This window comes from Sulfitobacter sabulilitoris (assembly GCF_005887615.1).
In the GTDB taxonomy this organism is placed as follows: Bacteria; Pseudomonadota; Alphaproteobacteria; order Rhodobacterales; family Rhodobacteraceae; genus Sulfitobacter_E; species Sulfitobacter_E sabulilitoris.
In genome coordinates, this window is sequence record NZ_VANS01000005.1 from 1 (window position 1) to 18,195 (window position 18,195).

Consider the following 18,195-nt stretch of genomic DNA (forward strand, 5'->3'; position numbering starts at 1 on the left):
TATGCCGAACAAAGCTGGCGCCACTCGGCGAGGGCGGCGGCGCGGTTCAGCTTGAAATCGTCACGTGTGTAGAGGTGGCGTTCCTGGTTGAAGTGGTTGCAGACAAAAGCATGAACGGCGGCGAATTTCTGCAGACATCGCATCTGCCGGAAGCGGAGCATCGCGCGTTCCCGTCGTCGGAAAGGTAGATGCGAATTCTCTGCCCGGTTGTTCTGCCAACGGCCTGTTTCCTGTCGACTGGAGTTGCCGATGACCTTCATCGCGGCACCATAGGAGCGGAGCTTATCGGTCACGATCACTTCCGGATTGCCGTACCGCTTCATTGATTTCCTGAGGAATTTCAATGCGGCCTTACGATCCCGGCGCTTCGTGACGTAGCTCTCCAGCACCTCGCCCTCGTGGTCGACGGCCCGCCACAAGTAATGCGTCTGGCCGTTGATCCTCACGAAAACCTCGTCCAGATGCCAACGCCAGTTCGAGTAACACCGCATCTTCTGGACACGTTTGCGGCGGATTTCAGCGGCAAACATCGGGCCAAACTTATTCCACCAGAAACGGATGGTTTCGTGGCTCACATCGATGCCCCGTTCATGCAGCAGATCGTCGACATTTCGAAGTGACAACGGGAAACGAACGTAGAGCATCACTGCCAGGCGGATGATCTCAGGACTGGTTTTGAAGTAGCGAAATGCAGAGCGTTTCGTCATAAGCGGAGGCTACGGGACCGCCCTGCCCGTCTCAAGCCAGTTTCCTCTGATGGTGTGGACGGCTCCACCCGAACGGCATCGCAATGTGCCATGCTGGTGCTGTTTGCAACCAACAGAAAGAAGGAGCCGACCACATGACTATTACAACACTCGGGATCGACATCGCCAAGTCCGTCTTTCAACTCCACGGGGTTGATGCTGATGGCACGATTATTTTGCAAAAGAAGCTACGGCGTGGCGCCGTGCTCAGCTTTCTCGATCAGTTGGATCCCTGCTTGATCGGCATTGAGGCCTGTGCCACATCGCATCATTGGGCGCGTGAGATTGCGGCGCTTGGTCACGAAGTCCGGCTGATCCCTCCGGCGTACGTGAAACCATATGTGAAGCGGCAGAAGAACGATGCGTCCGACGCTGAGGCGATCTGCGAGGCTGTCACCCGGCCGAACATGCGGTTTGGTTCAGTGAAGACCAAGGAACAGCAGAGTGTCCTGGTCCTGCACCGGTCGCGCGATTTGCTGATGCGGCAGCGCACGATGATCCTGAATGCGATCCGGGCACACTTCGCGGAGTTCGGGATCACTGCGCCGCAGGGGCCACGCAAAGTGATCGAACTTGTCACTCGCCTTCGTGATGATGGCAATCTGGGACTGTCGGAGGTCGCCCAGTCGGCGCTCCTCGCCTTGGCGGGTCAACTCGACAATCTGGCTGCCGGGTACTGTCAGACAAATGCGAACCAGTCTCTGTTCTTCAGCAACCTCAATCTGTCAGGCTGCGCAGAGGCCGCGCCACTCGGTAAGAGCAGCGACGCGGTTCAGCTTGAAAATTGATCGGCTGTAGAGATGGCGCTCCGCGTTGGGTGCTGCCAGACGAATTCGAACCAGTCTCCGAATGGACAGTGACGCTGCCTCTTATTTTGCGCAGAGGCCGCGCCACTCGGCAAGAGCGGCGGCACGGTTGAGTTTGAAATTGGGTCGAGTTGAGAGGCTGCGCTCCTGATTAAAGTGATTGTAGACGGAAGCGTGAACGGCGGCGAATTTCTGTAAACTTCGCATGCGCCTGAAACGCAACATCGCCCTCTCCCGTCGTCGAAACGGCAGATGTGAATTCTCCGCCCGATTGTTCAGCCAGCGGCCGGTTTCTTGGCGGTGTTCCGCACCAATTTCCTTCAGCGCCGCTCCGTATGAACGCAGTCGGTCCGTGACGACAACCTCCGGCTGACCATGCTTACGCATTGCTTTCTTTAAGAATTTCAATGCGGCCTTCTTATCGCGCGTCTTTGTCACAAAGCTTTCCAGGACTTCGCCTTCATGATCGACCGCGCGCCATAGGTAGTGTCGCTCACCGTTAATTTTTACAAACACCTCGTCCAGGTGCCAGCGCCAGCGACTGGATTTCATGCTCGCAATTCGGCGCTTTCGGATCTCGGCAGCGAACAGCGGACCGAAACGATGCCACCAGTATCTCACAGCTTCATGGCTCACATCGATGCCGCGCTCATGAAGAAGATCCTCCACATTGCGAAGCGACAGCGGAAACCGCACGTACAGCATCACTGCCAGGCGGATTATCTCACGGCTCGTTTTGAAATAGCGAAATGGATCAGGTTTGGTCATCCATAGAAGCTACGAAACCACCCTGCCCGCCTCAAGCCAGTTTCTTCTGACAATGCCGGGAGGCGCAGTAATGAGCACCAAGCACACCACAGAGCCGTCAATGGCTGTACGTCGCATCATGCGCAAATATGGCATCGCAGAGCCCAGCGCACGCGCCTACGCCTTCCTAGTCTATGGGGAGGTCGCGCTGGATGGCTAGACAAGGCAGCAATAAGGGCAAGCGACCGCAGGACGGGCAGTATATCCCCCTGCCCTACGCCCAACTCAAATCAGCAGCATGGCGGTCCCTTTCGGGGGCCGCTGTCAAAGTATGGCTGGAACTGCACACACGTTTCAATGGCAGCAACAATGGCAACGTGCGGCTATCCATGAATGAGGCAGTGTCGGCGCTGGGAATATCCAAGGGAACCGCCCAGCGAGCATTCATCGAACTTCAAGAAAAGGGATTCATTGCCATGCAAAATCCCGGCAACTGGTATCATCGCCGCGCGCATGAATGGCGACTGACAACCAAGCGAATGCAGACCTCCAAGGGAATGCAGCCTGCCACAGACGATTGGCGGCACTGGCGCAAAAAAACAAAAGACGGACCACCAGAGTACCCGTCGCCATCCCCCATGGGTCCATCAGAAAACCCAAGCCCTTTTGCTGGGTCCACATGAGAACCCGTCAAAGCCGTTTCTACCAAGTCTCTGGGTACTCAGGTGGGACGCTAATACTTACCACTCCAATGAAGGGAATGACACGTGACAGAACACATCACCCCAAAGTCGTCTGGCGTTGATTATCATAAATCCCGCCCAACATTTAAAACCACGGAGGAGGGCGTCGTCCAGATCGTGACCGATCACCCCAATACACTAATAGACCTGTTCAACCTACAAACCTACGAGGCCGCCTCCGGGTTGATGGCGACGGCCTTGAGTGCTCTGGGCAGGAACGGCGAAAACCTCCGAGATCTAATGGCTGCAATGCAGGCAGAATTAAGTCCACGGGATGCAATTGAGGCCATGCTGATTACCCAGATGACGGCAACCCATGTGGCGATGACTTCGCTTTCTCACAAGATGATGGACGCCACCAGTGGGCAAATTCGGGAAAGCTGCGAACGGTCAGTGACACGTCTCAGTCGCACCTATCTGGCTCAGATCGACGCATTCAAGAAGTACCGCGCCAAGGCCCAGCAGACCGTGCGCGTCGAGCGGGTAAACGTGGAGAGCGGCGCACAGGCTATTGTCGGCGATGTCAGCCATGGGGGGGAGAGTTGAGCATGAAATATGCCGCTAACCCCATGCAAAGCGCGCAGGCGTCCCCGCGATGCACTGCGCGGGCCAAGCGCACAGGCTTTCTATGCAAGAATCCTGCCGTTCGTGGCTGGCGCGTCTGTCGGATGCACGGCGCAGGTGGTGGCGCACCTTCTGGTGCATCACACCCGAATTTTGCTCACGGCCTCCGCACCGATTCACACACGGCTATGCGCAGGTCGGTCATGGAACTAATTCGGCAATTCGATGATGATCTAAACGCGCTTGATTGATGGGGGCGGGTTGGATCTCTGGACGACCCGTTTTAGGACCGGCGGCGTTGGACAATTTTCTGCGCCGTCATTTCAAAACAAAAAAGTGCTCACCCCATTCCACACTGCGACAATCAACCCAAAGGCAGGAACGCGTCCAATAGATTGCGGTGACGCTGGTTAGCTGCTTTAGATCATCTTGGAACAACAGAAACCGGGCGGCATGACACCACAGGCATTCATCAAGAAATGGCGCAGCGTAGAACTGAAGGAACGCACGGCGTCGGAGTCACATTTCAACGAACTGTGTCACCTTCTGGAAATCGACGACCCCATAACTGCTGACCCGAAGGGCGAATGGTTCTCGTTCGAAAAAGGCGCGTCCAAGACCAAGGGTGGCGACGACTGGCGCGCGGGCCTGGTGACAGAGGATGAAATCCTGTCGCGCCTGTTCAAGCTGAACCAAGAGCGCGCCGCCAAGGAGACGTCCGCATGACCAAGTTCACCCGGCCCAAGCGCATTTCGCTTCGGAACCATCCCGTCTATTCTGAGAACTGGGTGCAAGACATCATCGCAGAGGACCCCTCCATTCTTGGCCTAGGCGAACTTGTTCTGCGCGACCGCGAACGCATCCATCCGCGCGCGGGAAGACTGGACCTTTTGCTGCAGGACCCTAACACATACAAGCGTTATGAGGTGGAACTCCAACTAGGTGCCACGGATGAGACCCATATCATCCGGACCATCGAATACTGGGATATCGAGCGCAAACGCTATCCCCAGTATGAACACTGTGCCGTCATCGTGGCCGAGGACATCACAAGTCGTTTCCTGAATGTGGTGTCGCTGTTCAACGGCGCGTTGCCCATCATGGCGATACAGATGCAGTCATATCAGGTTGGGGAACACATTACCCTCGTCTTCACCAAGGTTCTGGACGAGGTGCAGCGCGGCCTCGTGGACGAGGACGAAGATGCAATCAGCGCTCCGACCGACCGCGCCTATTGGGAAAAAGACAAAGGCACGGACAAGACCGTTGCACTGATGGATCGCATGTTCGCGTTGGTCAAGGAAGGCGACCCCGACTGCGAACTGAAATACAACAAGTTTTATGTCGGCCTCATCAAAGACGGTCGCGCGAACAACTACGTCAGCTTTCGCCCACAGAAAGCGTCGGTCCTGCTCGAACCCAAGATTCCACGCTCGGACGAAGTTGACGCCTTGCTGGAAGCAGCGGGCATCGAGACGTTGGAGTATGGCGTGCGTTGGGGAAACTATCGAATCCGTGTCACCGACAAAGACCTTAAGGCCCACGAAAACTTATTTCGCCGTCTGATTGAGGAAGCGAAAGAGCAAAGGGACGGCTAGACTTATGCAAAATCTTCAGGATGCACTAGAGGACCTAAAAGAGACCATTTTGGCAGATGGATTTGAACCCATGTTAGTGGAAAAAATTGCGTTAGAACATGGCCTAAATCCAATAATGCTTCGCAGAAAATTTATAGAAATGACCGAGCAAGAACCTGAAAGCTACTTCAGAGCAACAGATTTGCCGAGCGGAAACGATATTCGGAACCAAATGAATGCTTTAGAGAATGCAAAACTAGAAGTTGCGAACGACTTGATCCGCAGAGATTTTAAGGAAAGAGGGATAACAAAAAAGCAGTTTGTAGATGAAAATGGCACAGATGCATACGATGCGCTTGTCCTAAAATACAAGCAGCATCCCAAGATGGAAGAACTCGCGAAAAATCACCTTGATGCAAAAGAACTCCACAACAAATCGCTAGAAGAATTGCTTGCAAAACTAGGCGACTTGTAGGTTGACGGGCCCTTAGAATATGCCCATGGATGCGGCCCTGCTGAGCTTTTTTAAATGTCTGAAGTTCACCTATTCAGGAGGTGTTGAGCCGCAGAGTAGATAGCTTATGCTTGAACAAACCGAAACGTTGTTGTTCTCGCAAGGCGTGACAAGCGTTGAAGTCCGGTGTTGGTCTTGCGGTCACACAACCGAATTGACGCCAGACATGCTAGCGAAGGGCATCACGAGGCACAGGCGATGAGAATTTAACCGTAGTCTCGTCATGGCTTTCCTAATGGCGGTCAAAATGGGGGGCGAGAGTTCAGATAATTCGTATAACTAACTGTTTATAAACAAATAATTCTAAAATTATGGCGGAGGAGGTGGGATTCGAACCCACGGTACGCTTTCACGCACGCCGGTTTTCAAGACCGGTGCATTCGACCACTCTGCCACTCCTCCGACGCGGTCCATCTAAGGGGCTGCAATCGATTCTGGAACCGGCAAATCGTACCCTGCGCCCACGGGGAATCTTGCCGATGGTGCGCCTCGCGGCTTTTCACCAAACAGATCGCAGGCTAGAGTGCCGCCAAAGACCCTTTCGAGAGGGCGATCAAGCGTGCCGGTTTACAGCGCGCAACAGGCAAGGACCACGGGATCATGAGCAGCGCACGACATCATTCCATGCAGCACGGACATTGGCAGAGACGGGCACGGCGCGCCACCGGGGCGGTTCTGGTCCTGGGTCTTCTGGCCGCCTGCGACGACAGCGGGCAATTCAACATCGCCGAGAGTTTCAAATCGAAGCCCGCGGCCGAGGCTGCGCCGCAGGCCGGCGCCACGACCAAGATGGTCGAGCGCGACGTCGAAGCCCCGGAGGTGTTTTCGGTGACCGAGCCGGGACTGTGGGACGGGCGCCCGTCGCTTGGCGGTGTCTGGGTCGCGCATCCCGATGTGACCGACCCCGAACGCGTCATCATCCGCAACACCGTCAACGGCAAGTTCGTCATCGGTGCGCTGTTCCGCCGCGAGCGCGACATTCCCGGCCCCAGGCTGCAGATCTCGTCGGATGCGGCGACGTCGCTTGGCGTTCTGGCCGGTGCGCCGGTGACGCTGAACGTGACCGCGCTGCGCCGCGAGCAGACGCCGGAGGCCCCCGCGGCGGAGGACCTGCCGGAGGACAGTGACGACGCGGATGTGCTCGAAGCGCCGGCAGAGATCACGGCGACCGCGCTGGACCCGATTGCCTCTGCCGCCGCGGCGATCGAGGCAAGCCCGCCCGCACCCGCCGCGGCCCCCGAGGCCACCGAGGCCCCCGCAGCCACCGAGGCCACGGCCAAACCGGCCCCCCGGCCCGCGTCGGCACCGGGGCTGTCGAAACCCTTTATCCAGATCGGGATCTTCAGCGTCGAGGCCAACGCCGAACGCACCGCCAAGCAGATGCGCGGCGCGGGCATGGTGCCCACCGTCAAGCGGCAGGAAACCAACCGCAAGGCGTTCTGGCGCGTGCTCGTGGGGCCCGCGACCTCGGAGTCCGAGCGTACCGACCTTCTGACCAAGATCAAGGGCGAGGGCTTCTCCGACGCCTACGCCGTAACCAACTGATACCACCCAGAGGAGCATCCAGTCCCGTGATCCGCCTTTTCGCCGCCCTCATCGCACTGACCCTGTCCACCGTGACGGCCAGCGCCTTCGATACGAGGGCCGCAGCGGCCTATGTCGTCGATCAGACAACGGGAACGGTGCTGCTGACCAAGAACGCCGATCAGCCGCTGCCACCCGCGTCGATGTCCAAGCTGATGACGCTTTACATGGCGTTCGAGGCGATCCGGCGCGGCAAGGACGAAGGCGGTCTGAACCTGACCGAAGAGTTGCTGGTGTCGGAAAAGGCGCAGTCCTATGGCGGGTCCAGCATGTTCCTGCGCGCCGGCGAACGGGTCAGCGTCGAGGATCTGCTGCGCGGGATCATCGTACTGTCGGGCAACGATGCCTGCGTGGTCATCGCCGAGGCGCTGTCGCCCGACGGCACCGAATACGGATTTGCGCGATTGATGACCCAGCGCGCGGTTCAGATGGGCATGACCAACTCCACCTTCGCCAATTCCAACGGCTGGCCACAGGCGGGGCACCGCATGTCGATGCGCGACCTGGCGCTGCTGGCGAACCGGATCATCACCGATTTCCCGGAATTCTACCCGCTTTTCGCCGAAGAGGAATTCGAGTTTGACAACCGCGTGCCAAGCAACCGGTCCAACCGCAACCCGCTGCTGGGGCTGGGGATCGGGGCCGACGGGCTCAAGACCGGGCACACGGCCGAAGCGGGCTATGGGCTGGTTGGATCCGCCAAACAGGGCGACCGGCGCGTGATCTTTGTTCTCTCCGGCCTGGGCAGCGCAGCCGAACGGGCGCAGGAAAGCCAGGCCATCGTCAACTGGGCGTTTCGCCAGTTCGCGCAGCGCCCGCTGGCCAGCGCGGGCGAACAGATCGCCGAGGCCGAGGTCTGGATGGGCATGGAGCCCCGCGTCGGCCTTGTCGCCCCCGAGGATCTGTCGGTGCTGATGCCGGTGATGGCGGGCAGCGAAATCTCGGGCGAGGTCGTCTATACCGGGCCGCTGAACGCGCCCATCGCCAAGGGCGACAAACTGGCCGAACTGGTGCTGGCCCGCGACGGGCTGCCCGAAACGCGCCTGCCGCTGGTGGCGGACCGCGACGTGCCGCGCGGCGGCTTTGTCAGCCGGATCACGACGGCGGCGCAGTTGTTGCTCAAGCGTCTGAACCAGGGACCCGAGGGGGCGATGTGACCCACGCCAAGACCGGCGCGACGGGCATGTTCATCACCTTTGAGGGCATCGACGGATCGGGCAAATCCACGCAGGCGCGCCTGTTGGCCGATCACCTGCGCGCAACCGGGCGCGAGGTGGTACTGACGCGTGAACCCGGCGGCAGCCCCGGCGCCGAGGAAATTCGCGCGCTGGTGCTGCAGGGCGATCCCGACCGCTGGTCGGCGGAAACCGAAATCCTTTTGTTCACCGCCGCGCGCCGCGACCACCTGGAGCGCACGATCGCCCCAGCGCTGGCGGCCGGCAAGATCGTGATCTGCGACCGCTTCGCGGACAGCACGCGGATGTACCAGGGATTGTCGCGGGGCGATCTGCGCCCGGTGGTCGACCAATTGCACGACCTGATGATCGGGCGCGACCCCGACCTTACGATCCTGATCGACATGGACCCCGCCACCGGCCTGTCACGCGCGCTGTCACGCCAGACCAAGGACGAGCGGTTCGAAGCCTTCGGCGAGGACCTGCAAGTGCAGATGCGGCAGGGCTTTCTGGCGCTGGCCGCCGAATTTCCGGCGCGGTTCCGGGTGATCGACGGCGGGCGCGATGTCGCCGCGGTGGCCGCCGATGTCGCCGCAACCGTGGACGACGCGCTGCAAAAGGCCCCGGCATGAGCCAGACCGACCACCCTGCCCCCGACCAGATCGAAGGCGCCCCGCACCCGCGTGACACGCAGAAGGTATTTGGGCAGGCCGCGGCGGAGGCTGCGTTTCTGGAGGCCTATGCCGCCGGACGGTTGCATCATGCCTGGCTTTTGACCGGTCCGCGCGGCGTGGGCAAGGCGACGCTCGCCTGGTCCATCGCGCGGTTCCTGCTGGCCACTCCCGCGCCGCAGGATGATGGCATGTTCGGCGCGCCGCCACCGCCCGCGTCGCTTCGTATCGACCCCGAACACCCGGTCGCACGCCGCATCGCCGCGCGCTCCGAAGCCGGGCTGAAGTCCGTCACCCGCACGGTCAACATCAAGACCGACCGCATGCGCGATGTGATCGTGGTCGACGACATCCGCGCACTGGGACAATTCTTTCACATGTCCGCCACCGAAGGCGGCCGCCGCGTGGTGATCGTGGACGATGCCGACCTGATGAACACGCAAGCCGCCAATGCGCTGCTGAAAATGCTCGAGGAGCCGCCCGCCAACGCGACCCTGCTGCTGATCAGCCACCAGCCGTCCGGCCTTTTGCCGACGATCCGGTCACGCTGCCGGACGTTGCGCCTGGGGCCGCTGGGCCCCGAGGACATGCAGCGCGCGCTGGACCAGGCGGGTGTCGCGGTCGATGCCTCTGCCGCCGCCTTGGCCGAGGTGTCCGCCGGGTCGGTGGGTGCGGCGCTCAACCTCACGCTTCTGGGTGGCATACAGATCTACGCCGAACTGATCGCCATCCTCGGATCAATGCCGCAATTCGACCGGGCGCGGGGTCTCAAGCTGGCCGAAGCGGCGGCCACGCGCGGCGCCGAGGCGCGCCTCGATCTGCTGTTTGTCCTGCTGGATCTGGCCTTGTCGCGGCTGGCGCGCACCGGGGCCACGGGCACGGCGCCTGCGGTCGAAATCGTCCCGAACGAAGCCGCGGTGCTGTCGCGTCTGGCCCCAAGCCCCACGCTTGGCCGCAGGTGGGCCGAGACCGCGCAAGAGATCGGCGCGCGGGCCCGCCATGGCCGCGCGGTGAACCTTGACCCTGCCGCACTCGTCCTAGATACCGTGTTCAAGATCCAGCAAACCGCCTCCGGCTGACGATTTTTGGAGGCACCTCAGCATTGGGCATCCATGACCGAGCAGACGCCGCATATCACCGACAGCCATTGCCATCTCGACTTTCCCGATTTCGAAGGACACCTGCCCCGGATCGTCGCGGATGCGGCAGCGGCGGGCGTGACGCGCATTGTCACGATCTGCACCAAGCTGAAAAACGAACCCGCCGTGCGCGCCATCGCCGACACGTTCGATCCGGTGTTCTATGCCGCGGGCACCCACCCGATGAGCGTCGCCACGGAACCGATGGCGACAGTCGATCAACTGACCGCCCTTGCGCGCCATCCGAAACTCGTCGGGATCGGCGAGACGGGGCTCGATTACCACTATACCTCCGAAAGCGCCGAGGCGCAGCAGCAGTCCCTGCGCATTCATATCGCGGCGGCGCGGCAAACCGGTCTGCCGCTGATCATCCATTCGCGCGACGCGGATGACGACATGGCCCGCATCCTGACCGAGGAATACCGCAATGGTGCCTATTCTTGCGTGATGCATTGCTTTTCGTCGTCGGCGCCCCTGGCCCGCGCGGTGCTGGACCTGGGGTTCTACCTGTCGATGTCTGGCATCACCGCCTTTCCGAAATCGACCGCCTTGCGCGAGATTTTCGCCGCCGCCCCGCTGGACCGCATTCTGGTCGAAACCGACGCGCCCTACCTCGCGCCGCCCCCGCACCGCGGCAAGCGCAACGAACCCGCCTATACCGCCCATACGGCGCGCCGCGGGGCCGAGACCTTCGGCCTCGACTATGCCGAATTCGCCGCGCGCACGCAGGAAAATTTCGACCGCCTGTTCACCAAGGCCGCCGCCTACCGGGCCGCCGCATGAGCGATGTCATGCGTTTCACCATCCTGGGGTGCGGGTCGTCGGGCGGCGTGCCGCGCCTTGGCGGGCACTGGGGTGCCTGCGATCCGTCGAACCCCAAGAACGCCCGCCTCCGGTGTTCCCTGCTGGTCGAACGGGTGGGACAGCACGGCACGACCACCGTGCTGATCGACACCTCGCCCGACGTCCGCGCGCAGCTTCTCGATGCGGGTGTGGGCCGGCTCGATGCGGTGATCTATACCCACTCGCACGCCGACCACGTGCACGGCATCGACGATCTGCGCATGATCGTCTTCAACATGCGCGCCCGGCTGCCGGTCTGGGCCGACGTGCCCACCCGCGACGCCCTGCTGGAGCGGTTCAGCTATGTCTTCGTCCAACCCGAGGGATCGTCCTATCCGCCGATCCTCGAGATGAACCTGATCGATGGCGACGTGGTCATCGACGGTGCCGGCGGCCCGCTCACCTTCACGCCGTTCCTGGTCGGACATGGCGGGATGGACGCGCTTGGCTTTCGCATGGGCGATGTCGCCTACCTGCCGGATGTGGCCGACATACCGCCCGCCGGTTGGGATCACCTGCAAGACCTCGACTGCTGGATCGTGGATGCGTTGCGGCGCGATCCGCATCCCACCCACAGCCACCTTGCGCAGACCCTCGACTGGATCGAGCGCGTGGCCCCGCGCGAGGCCGTGCTGACCAACATGCATATCGACCTCGACTACGATACGTTGATGGCAGAGACGCCGTCGCATATCCGACCGGCCTTCGACGGGCTGACGCTGACCTTTCCGGCTGCCTGACCTTCAGCTTGCCACATACATTCCCGCCGGAGGCATCCGCCGCCGCACGACAGACAGGCGGCCGATAAATGCAAACCCTGCTCGACGTCATTCTGCCCGTCTTTCTGGTGATCGGCTTCGGCTATGTCGCGGTCTGGCGGGGGCTGTTTCCCGTCTCGGGCATCGACGGCGTGATGCGCTTCACCCAGAATTTCGCGATCCCCTGCCTGCTGTTTCAGGCCATCGCCAAGATGGATATTTCCGTCTCCTTCGATCCGGGGCTGCTGCTGAGCTTTTACGCCGGCGCCGCGATCTGCTTTTTCCTCGGGCTCATCGGGGCGCGGGTGCTGTTCAAACGCGACTGGGAGGATTGCGTCGCCATCGGCTTTTGCTGTCTGTTTTCCAACTCGGTGCTGCTGGGCCTGCCCATCACCGAACGCGCGTATGGCGCCGATGCGCTGACCGGCAACTTCGCCATCGTCGCGTTTCATTCGCCGTTCTGCTACGGCCTTGGGATCACGGTGATGGAGATCACCCGAAATCACGGCCAGCCGCCACTGACCATGGCGCGGTCCGTGGTGCGCGCGATGTTCCGCAACGCGCTGGTCCTTGCCATCGGGTTGGGGTTCATCGTGAACTTCACCGGGCTGCCGATCCCCGGCGTGGTCGATGACGCGCTGGATCTGATCGTGCGCGCGGCGCTGCCCGCGGCGCTTTTCGCGCTGGGGGGCGTGTTGATCCAATACCGCCCCGAGGGCGACATGAAGACCATCGCCATGGTCTGCGCCATCTCGCTGTTGCTGCATCCCGCATTGGTCTGGGCCTTCGGATCGGCCATGGCCGTGCCGCCCGACGCCTTCCGGTCGGGGGTGCTGACGTCGGCGATGGCGCCGGGGTTCAATGCCTATATCTTTGCCAACATGTACGGCAGGGCCAAGCGGGTCGCGGCCTCTTCGGTTCTAATCGCCACGGCAGGTTCGATCCTGACCGTCTGGGTCTGGCTTGAACTGCTCGGCTAGATCGACGCTCAATAACTGCGCGGCAGGCCCAGAACATGCTGGCCCAGATACCCCAGGATCATGTTCTTGGAAATCGGCGCCGTCTGGTACAGCCGCGCCTCGCGCCATTTCCGTTCGATCCCGTATTCGCGCGCAAAGGCAAAGCCGCCGTAGACCTGCATGCAGACCTCCGCCGCGTTCCACGACGCATCCGCCGCCAGCATCTTGGCCATGTTCGCCTCTGCCGCGGCCTTGTGGCCCGCGTCGAACATCGCGGCGGCCTTGCGCACCATCAATTCGGCGGCCTGCGCTTCGGCATAGGCGCGGGCGATAGGGAACTGGATGCCCTGGTTGGCCCCGATGGGCCCGCCGAACACCTTTCTGTCGCCGGCATATTCGACCGCCTTGCGGATAAAGAACTTGGCGTCGCCGATGCATTCCGATGCGATCAGGATGCGCTCGGCGTTCATGCTGTCCACGATATAGCGAAATCCGCGCCCCTCCTCGCCGACCAGCGTGTCGGCCGGAATTTCGAGGTTGTCGAAGAACACTTCGCAGCTGTTGTGGTTGATCATCGCGTCGATCTTGCGCAGATCAAGCCCGTTGCCCAGCGCCGCGCGCATGTCCAACAGGAAGGCCGAGATACCGTCGGACCGCTTGGTGACCTGCGCGGCGGGCGTGGTGCGCGCCAAAAGCAGCATCAGATCGGATTCCAGCGCCCGGCTGGTCCAGACCTTTTGCCCGTTGATCAGGTAATTGCCGTTCTCCAGCCGCTCCGCGCGGGTTTTCAGCTGCGTGGTATCGCTGCCTGTGGTCGGTTCGGTCACGCCAAAGGCCTGCAAGCGCAGCTCTCCGGTCGCGATGCCCGGCAGGTAGGCCTGCTTCTGCGCCTCGGAGCCGTATTTCAGCACCGTGCCCATCGTGTACATCTGCGCATGGCAAGCCGCCGCGTTGCAGCCCCGCTCGTGGATCGTCTCGAGCACCGCGCAAGCGGCGCCGAGCGGCAGGCCCGACCCGCCGTATTCCTCGGGAATGAGCGCGCCGAGAAAGCCCGATTGCGTCAGCGTCGTGACGAATTCCTTGGGATAGGCATCCGCCTTGTCGAGCTTCATCCAGTAGTCGTTGGGGAAATCGTCGCACAGACGGCCCACGGCCTCTCGGATGTCGGCCCAGTCCTCGGTCGCGGAGATGGAAATCTGGTCAAGGTCGATCTTTGTCATGTCGTTTTCCTTTCGTCATAGGGCGCCCTGACGGCGAAGCTCTGCGATGCGGGCATCGTCAAGGCCGAGGCCCTTAAGAATTTCGTCGGTGTCGGCCCCCGCGTCGGGCACCGAACTGACGATGGCCGCGGGCGTGCGCGACAGATCGACGGGCTGCCCCACCAGCGACACCTCGCCGCGCACCGGGTCCTGCACGCTTTGCGCGATGCCAAGGTGGCGCACCTGCGGGTCGTCGAACACCTCGTCCATCCGGTATATCGGCCCTGCTGGTACACCATGCCGGTCCAGGATGTCGATCCATTCGGCGCTGGTTCTGACGGCAAAGATCGGGCGCAGGATATCCCAGATCTGGCCGCGATGGGCGGTGCGCCCGGCGCCCGTGGCAAAATCGCGGCGCGCTTTCAGGTCGGGCGCGTCCAGCGCGTCGCACAGGGCCTGCCACTGACCGTCGCCGCCGACGCCCAGGTTGATATGGCCGTCACGGGTGGCGATCACGCCCATCGGCGTCACGGTGGGGTGGTCGTTGCCCGCCTGCTCCGGCACCTCGCGATCCACCAGATAGCGCGCGGCCTGGAAATCCATCATCGCGATCTGCGATTGCAGCAGCGAGGTCTGCACCCATTGCCCCCGCCCGGACCTGGCCCGTTCGGTCAGCGCCAGTAGGATGCCGGTGGCCGCATAGACGCCCGAGGACAGATCGGCCACGGCGGTGCCCGCGCGCATCGGCGCCTCGCCCGGAAAGCCGGTGACGCCCATCAACCCGCCCATTCCCTGCGCGATCTGGTCGAACCCGGCGCGCCCCGCGTAGGGCCCCGTCTGCCCGAACCCCGAGATCGAGGCGAGGATGATCCGCGGGTTCACCGCATCCAGCGCGGCATAGTCCAGCCCCAGGCGGGTTTTCACGTCTGGGCGAAAGTTTTCGACCACGATGTCCGCGCCCCTGGCCATATCGAGAAACAGATCCCGCCCGGCGTCCGATTTCAGGTTCAGCGTCATCGAGCGCTTGTTGCGGTGCAGGTTCAGCATGTCATAGCCATGCCGCGCACCGCTGACGCCGGCGTTCTTGTCCAGCCCTTCGGGCGCGTCGATCTTGATCACGTCCGCCCCGAAATCCGCGAGGATGCGACAACAGGCCGGTCCGGCCCGTACGCGCGTCAGGTCCAGCACCCGCAGACCGGCCAGCGCGGCAGAGCGTTGCGCGGTCATGCCGGCGGCCCATCGTTGTAGTCCGCGACTTCGGCACCGTTCGTGCCATCGGCGGCGACGAACCAGTCGCCCATCACGCTGGAGGTCACGAACACCGTATCGTCGCGCGCCATCAACAGGTCCAGCGCGGTTTCGAAGTAATGCGCGACATGCGGCACCCCGATGATATGTGGATGCAGCGCCAGCGTCAGCACGCGGGGATTATGCTCCAGTTCGCGTTCATAGACCGCCACCGTGGCTTTCAACCGTTTGAGGAACTCGTCGCTCGATCCGTTCTGGATCGTGTAGATCGGCACATCGTTCAGCTCGAACGTATAAGGCAGCCCGACCATCGGCCCCTGGGTGGTGCGCAGCCAGACGGGCAAGTCGTCCAGCGCCCAATCGTGCAGGAATTCGACCCCCTCGCGCCTGAGGATATCGACCGTGTCATAGGTTTCGGCCAGCCCCGGACCCAGCCAGGCCCGCGTGGTTCGACCGCTTTCGCGCGCCAGCCGCGCAAGGCTCTTGCGGATCACCTCGCCCTCGTCCTCGGCCTGTTTCAGCGATTGCTGGAACCAGCCGTGCCCGACCAGTTCCCAGCCCGCGTCGATGACCGCGCGCGTGAGCGTCGGATACACGTCGGCCACCTGCGCATTCATGAAGGCCGACGCCGGGATGCCGCGTTGGACCAGCATGTTCAGGATGCGCGGCAGGCCCGCGCGCATGCCGTATTCGACCCAGGCATAGTTGGGAACATCCGGGGGGGCCGCCTGGGCCCCGTGCGGCGCGGGGATGATCCCGCGCGGCATCGGCCGGTCAAAGGGCCAGTATTCGATGTTCATCACCACATGCACCATCAGCGGCTTGCCGTCCAAAGGCTCAAGCCGGGGACGGTCGGTCGACAGACGGAAGGGAACGCGGGGGTTTGACCACATTGCTCGAAGTCTCCTTTCGATGCCGATCAGGAAGTGTGCAGCCGCAGGTCGCCCGGCGCCCAGTACACCCGGACGGGCGCGCCATGTGCCGGCAGATCGTCCAGATCGTCCACCACGCGCGACGTGACCTCGCAGCCCGGCGCCACCGAAATCAGGTGCGACGTGGTCAGGCCCAGATACACGGCCTCGTTATAGGTGCCCATCAGGGCGTGACCGGGCCGTGCGTCATCGGTATCGCCCAGCGACATCCTGACCAGTTCGGAGCGGACCGACATCGACACCTCCTGCCCCGTCGTCACATCCAGCCCCCGGCGATCCACCTTGATCGCCTCGCCGGCCACATCGACCGTCACCTCCGATCCCGACACTGCCGTGACCTTGCCGGTCAGCAGATTGTTTTCGCCCACGAAACTGGCCGTAAAGCGCTTGTCGGGTGCACGGTAGACCTCGCGGGCGGGGCCGACCTCGATCAGATCGCCATCGGCGATCAGCGCGATGCGGTCGGCGACGGTCATCGCCTCTTCCTGGTTGTGGGTGACGTGGATAAAGGTGATGCCCACCTTTTCCTGCAAATGCTTCAGCTCCAGGCACATGTCCTTGCGCAATTGCGCGTCAAGCGCCGCCAGCGGCTCGTCGAGCAGCAGGATATCGCGGTCCAGCACCATCGCGCGGGCCAGTTGCACGCGCTGCTGCTGCCCGCCGGATAATTCGTGCGGCTTGCGGTCGGCAAAGCCCTGAAGGCCCACCATGTCCAGCGCGGCGGCGCTTTTGTCACGACGGCTGGCCTTGTCCAGCCCGGCGATCTTGAGGCCGTAGCCGACGTTCTGCATCACCGTCATATGCGGAAACAGCGCATAGGATTGAAACACCATCGAGGTCGGTCGCTTGTCGGGCGGCAGGTGCCCCACCTCGCGACCATGCAGCAGCACCTCGCCATGGGTGGCGCGGTGAAAGCCGCCGATGGTGCGCAACAGCGTGGTCTTGCCCCCGCCCGACGGCCCCAGCAGCACGAAATATTCGCCCGCCGCGATGGTCAGGTCCACGTCCTTCAACGCCACGACAGAGCCGTAGTGCTTGGCGAGGCCGCGCACTTCGACGGCGGCTGGTTTTGTACGGGTCATGGGTATCATTCCTGGGGCGTTCATGTGGACATCACCGGGGCCGACTTGGCCCGGGCCTCTTTCGACAGGATCTCGGCGCGGACCAGCGTGTAGACGATGATGCCGCCGATGACGGCGATGGCGATGAAGCTGACAAAGCTCGACATGGCATAGGATTGCTCGGACATGCCGGTGTTGAGCATCTGGCTGACCAGCACCGTGGTGAAGGTGTCGAATCCGCCCTTGAGCAGGCTAGTGCGGGTATATTCGTTGAAGCACAAGATCACGGTAAAGGCCGCCGCGCTGAAGATGCCGGCCCGGATCTGCGGGAATTCGATGTCCCAGAATGCGCGCCAGCCATTCGCCCCGCAGGCCCGTGCGGCTTCGGTCTGTTCGCTGCGGTAGCGGCCCATCGTGATCAGGATCACCACAAAGGAATAGGGGATCGTGTAGATGATGAGCCCCACCAGCGATGTCGCGAACCCAAGGTCGAACCAGCCGTCGAAAAGACCGGTGCCCAGCGCGTCGCCCAGTGTCACCATGGTGCCGTTGAGGTTCTTGAAAAACACCAGCAGCGCCGAGCCGAGGATGTCGGGCGCCACGAACAGGGGCGCCAGCATCAGAAAGACCGGCAGCAGCTTGTTCTGCGCCGCCTTGTAGTATTTCGCCGCCAAAAGCGCCATCGGCACCGCGATCAGCGTGGTCGTGACCGACAGGGCCATGGTCCATCCCAACGCGCCCATCAAGAGCTTGTCGGAAAAGATCAATCCGTACCATTCGAGGGTGAATACGTACTCGTTCGCGCCAAATCCGTTCTGATTGAACGAGATATACATGACATAGAACACCGGGCTCATCAGGGTCAGCACCACCAGCAGCAGGTAGGCCCACTTCAGGCGGTGCAGCAAAGGGTTGGCGTAATCGTCCAC

General features: G+C 62.0%; 19 protein-coding genes, 1 tRNA gene and 1 pseudogene. 13 read left to right on the forward strand and 8 right to left on the reverse strand.

Annotation, left to right across the window (positions count from 1 at the left end; translation table 11 throughout):
• A partial coding sequence (locus FDT80_RS15830) for an IS6 family transposase (RefSeq protein WP_138663303.1) occupies positions 1-707 on the reverse strand: 707 nt, incomplete at its 3' end.
• 134 nt (positions 708-841) lie between these two features.
• Here FDT80_RS15830 and FDT80_RS15835 point away from each other — a divergent pair.
• Positions 842-1,402, forward strand: a pseudogene (locus tag FDT80_RS15835) (IS110 family RNA-guided transposase); the annotation flags it as partial.
• Positions 1,403-1,615: 213 nt separating this feature from the next.
• Here the strand turns inward: FDT80_RS15835 and FDT80_RS15845 are convergent.
• Positions 1,616-2,320, reverse strand: a complete 705-nt coding sequence (locus FDT80_RS15845) for an IS6 family transposase (protein ID WP_138663305.1) — start codon at positions 2,318-2,320, stop codon at positions 1,616-1,618.
• Positions 2,321-2,511: 191 nt separating this feature from the next.
• On the opposite strand from FDT80_RS15845, the gene FDT80_RS15850 reads away from it, so the two are divergent.
• From FDT80_RS15850 to FDT80_RS15870, 5 genes are all read left to right on the forward strand, one after another.
• Positions 2,512-2,982 carry a helix-turn-helix domain-containing protein gene (locus FDT80_RS15850; RefSeq protein ID WP_138663306.1) on the forward strand — a complete coding sequence of 157 codons (471 nt, stop codon included), beginning with the start codon at positions 2,512-2,514 and terminating at the stop codon, positions 2,980-2,982.
• An 84-nt stretch (positions 2,983-3,066) separates the two neighbouring features.
• Positions 3,067-3,588: a hypothetical protein gene (locus tag FDT80_RS15855; protein ID WP_138663307.1), complete on the forward strand. Its 522-nt coding sequence runs from the start codon at positions 3,067-3,069 to the stop codon at positions 3,586-3,588.
• A gap of 471 nt (positions 3,589-4,059) precedes the next feature.
• Positions 4,060-4,332, forward strand: a complete 273-nt coding sequence (locus tag FDT80_RS15860; protein WP_212733870.1) for a hypothetical protein — start codon at positions 4,060-4,062, stop codon at positions 4,330-4,332.
• Positions 4,329-5,204 carry a hypothetical protein gene (locus FDT80_RS15865; RefSeq protein WP_138663308.1) on the forward strand — a complete coding sequence of 292 codons (876 nt, stop codon included), beginning with the start codon at positions 4,329-4,331 and terminating at the stop codon, positions 5,202-5,204. The genes FDT80_RS15860 and FDT80_RS15865 overlap by 4 nt, the downstream gene beginning before the upstream one ends.
• A 4-nt stretch (positions 5,205-5,208) precedes the next feature.
• On the forward strand, positions 5,209-5,658 hold the full coding sequence (locus tag FDT80_RS15870) for a hypothetical protein (protein WP_138663309.1): 450 nt from the start codon (positions 5,209-5,211) through the stop codon (positions 5,656-5,658).
• A 351-nt stretch (positions 5,659-6,009) separates the two neighbouring features.
• Here FDT80_RS15870 and FDT80_RS15875 read toward each other — a convergent pair.
• A tRNA-Ser gene (locus FDT80_RS15875) sits at positions 6,010-6,099 on the reverse strand.
• A 198-nt stretch (positions 6,100-6,297) separates the two neighbouring features.
• Between FDT80_RS15875 and FDT80_RS15880 the strand changes: the two genes are divergently transcribed.
• From FDT80_RS15880 to FDT80_RS15910, 7 genes are all read left to right on the forward strand, one after another.
• Entirely contained in the window at positions 6,298-7,242 is a 945-nt protein-coding gene (locus tag FDT80_RS15880; RefSeq protein ID WP_138663310.1) for an SPOR domain-containing protein, read from the forward strand.
• Between the two features lie 26 nt (positions 7,243-7,268).
• Complete coding sequence (locus FDT80_RS15885) at positions 7,269-8,438, forward strand: D-alanyl-D-alanine carboxypeptidase family protein (RefSeq protein WP_138663311.1); 1,170 nt, start codon at positions 7,269-7,271, stop codon at positions 8,436-8,438.
• A 26-nt stretch (positions 8,439-8,464) separates the two neighbouring features.
• Entirely contained in the window at positions 8,465-9,088 is a 624-nt protein-coding gene (gene tmk / locus FDT80_RS15890) for a dTMP kinase (protein ID WP_138663495.1), read from the forward strand.
• Positions 9,085-10,206 (forward strand): DNA polymerase III subunit delta', encoded by a 1,122-nt coding sequence (locus FDT80_RS15895; protein WP_138663312.1) that lies wholly within the window; start codon positions 9,085-9,087, stop codon positions 10,204-10,206. Before tmk ends, FDT80_RS15895 begins: the two co-directional genes overlap by 4 nt.
• 33 nt (positions 10,207-10,239) lie before the next feature.
• Positions 10,240-11,049, forward strand: a complete 810-nt coding sequence (locus FDT80_RS15900; protein ID WP_138663313.1) for a TatD family hydrolase — start codon at positions 10,240-10,242, stop codon at positions 11,047-11,049.
• On the forward strand, positions 11,046-11,849 hold the full coding sequence (locus FDT80_RS15905; RefSeq protein ID WP_138663314.1) for an MBL fold metallo-hydrolase: 804 nt from the start codon (positions 11,046-11,048) through the stop codon (positions 11,847-11,849). Before FDT80_RS15900 ends, FDT80_RS15905 begins: the two co-directional genes overlap by 4 nt.
• A 68-nt stretch (positions 11,850-11,917) precedes the next feature.
• Complete coding sequence (locus tag FDT80_RS15910; RefSeq protein WP_138663315.1) at positions 11,918-12,847, forward strand: AEC family transporter; 930 nt, start codon at positions 11,918-11,920, stop codon at positions 12,845-12,847.
• An 8-nt stretch (positions 12,848-12,855) separates the two neighbouring features.
• On the opposite strand, the gene FDT80_RS15915 is transcribed toward FDT80_RS15910, so the two are convergent.
• From FDT80_RS15915 to FDT80_RS15935, 5 genes are read right to left on the reverse strand one after another with little or no spacing between them, the layout of a single operon-like run.
• Complete coding sequence (locus tag FDT80_RS15915; RefSeq protein WP_138663316.1) at positions 12,856-14,046, reverse strand: acyl-CoA dehydrogenase family protein; 1,191 nt, start codon at positions 14,044-14,046, stop codon at positions 12,856-12,858.
• A 15-nt stretch (positions 14,047-14,061) separates the two neighbouring features.
• A complete protein-coding gene (locus FDT80_RS15920; RefSeq protein ID WP_138663317.1) occupies positions 14,062-15,252 on the reverse strand; it encodes a CaiB/BaiF CoA transferase family protein in 1,191 nt (396 codons plus the stop codon).
• Positions 15,249-16,166, reverse strand: a complete 918-nt coding sequence (locus tag FDT80_RS15925) for a polysaccharide deacetylase family protein (RefSeq protein ID WP_138663318.1) — start codon at positions 16,164-16,166, stop codon at positions 15,249-15,251. Before FDT80_RS15925 ends, FDT80_RS15920 begins: the two co-directional genes overlap by 4 nt.
• Positions 16,167-16,192: 26 nt before the next feature.
• Complete coding sequence (locus FDT80_RS15930; RefSeq protein ID WP_138663319.1) at positions 16,193-17,287, reverse strand: ABC transporter ATP-binding protein; 1,095 nt, start codon at positions 17,285-17,287, stop codon at positions 16,193-16,195.
• Between the two features lie 20 nt (positions 17,288-17,307).
• Positions 17,308-18,195, reverse strand: coding sequence for an ABC transporter permease (locus tag FDT80_RS15935; protein WP_138663320.1), 888 nt, complete (start codon positions 18,193-18,195; stop codon positions 17,308-17,310).

Coding starts and splice junctions, on each gene's coding strand:
- FDT80_RS15895 (WP_138663312.1), top strand. CDS start 9,085: ATGAGCCAGACCGACCACCCTGCCCCCGACCAGATCGAAGGCGCCCCG.
- FDT80_RS15915 (WP_138663316.1), bottom strand. CDS start 14,046: ATGACAAAGATCGACCTTGACCAGATTTCCATCTCCGCGACCGAGGAC.
- FDT80_RS15925 (WP_138663318.1), bottom strand. CDS start 16,166: ATGTGGTCAAACCCCCGCGTTCCCTTCCGTCTGTCGACCGACCGTCCC.
- FDT80_RS15900 (WP_138663313.1), top strand. CDS start 10,240: ATGACCGAGCAGACGCCGCATATCACCGACAGCCATTGCCATCTCGAC.
- FDT80_RS15850 (WP_138663306.1), top strand. CDS start 2,512: ATGGCTAGACAAGGCAGCAATAAGGGCAAGCGACCGCAGGACGGGCAG.
- tmk (WP_138663495.1), top strand. CDS start 8,465: ATGTTCATCACCTTTGAGGGCATCGACGGATCGGGCAAATCCACGCAG.
- FDT80_RS15870 (WP_138663309.1), top strand. CDS start 5,209: ATGCAAAATCTTCAGGATGCACTAGAGGACCTAAAAGAGACCATTTTG.
- FDT80_RS15860 (WP_212733870.1), top strand. CDS start 4,060: ATGACACCACAGGCATTCATCAAGAAATGGCGCAGCGTAGAACTGAAG.
- FDT80_RS15845 (WP_138663305.1), bottom strand. CDS start 2,320: ATGACCAAACCTGATCCATTTCGCTATTTCAAAACGAGCCGTGAGATA.
- FDT80_RS15930 (WP_138663319.1), bottom strand. CDS start 17,287: ATGACCCGTACAAAACCAGCCGCCGTCGAAGTGCGCGGCCTCGCCAAG.
- FDT80_RS15880 (WP_138663310.1), top strand. CDS start 6,298: ATGAGCAGCGCACGACATCATTCCATGCAGCACGGACATTGGCAGAGA.
- FDT80_RS15910 (WP_138663315.1), top strand. CDS start 11,918: ATGCAAACCCTGCTCGACGTCATTCTGCCCGTCTTTCTGGTGATCGGC.
- FDT80_RS15865 (WP_138663308.1), top strand. CDS start 4,329: ATGACCAAGTTCACCCGGCCCAAGCGCATTTCGCTTCGGAACCATCCC.
- FDT80_RS15905 (WP_138663314.1), top strand. CDS start 11,046: ATGAGCGATGTCATGCGTTTCACCATCCTGGGGTGCGGGTCGTCGGGC.
- FDT80_RS15920 (WP_138663317.1), bottom strand. CDS start 15,252: ATGACCGCGCAACGCTCTGCCGCGCTGGCCGGTCTGCGGGTGCTGGAC.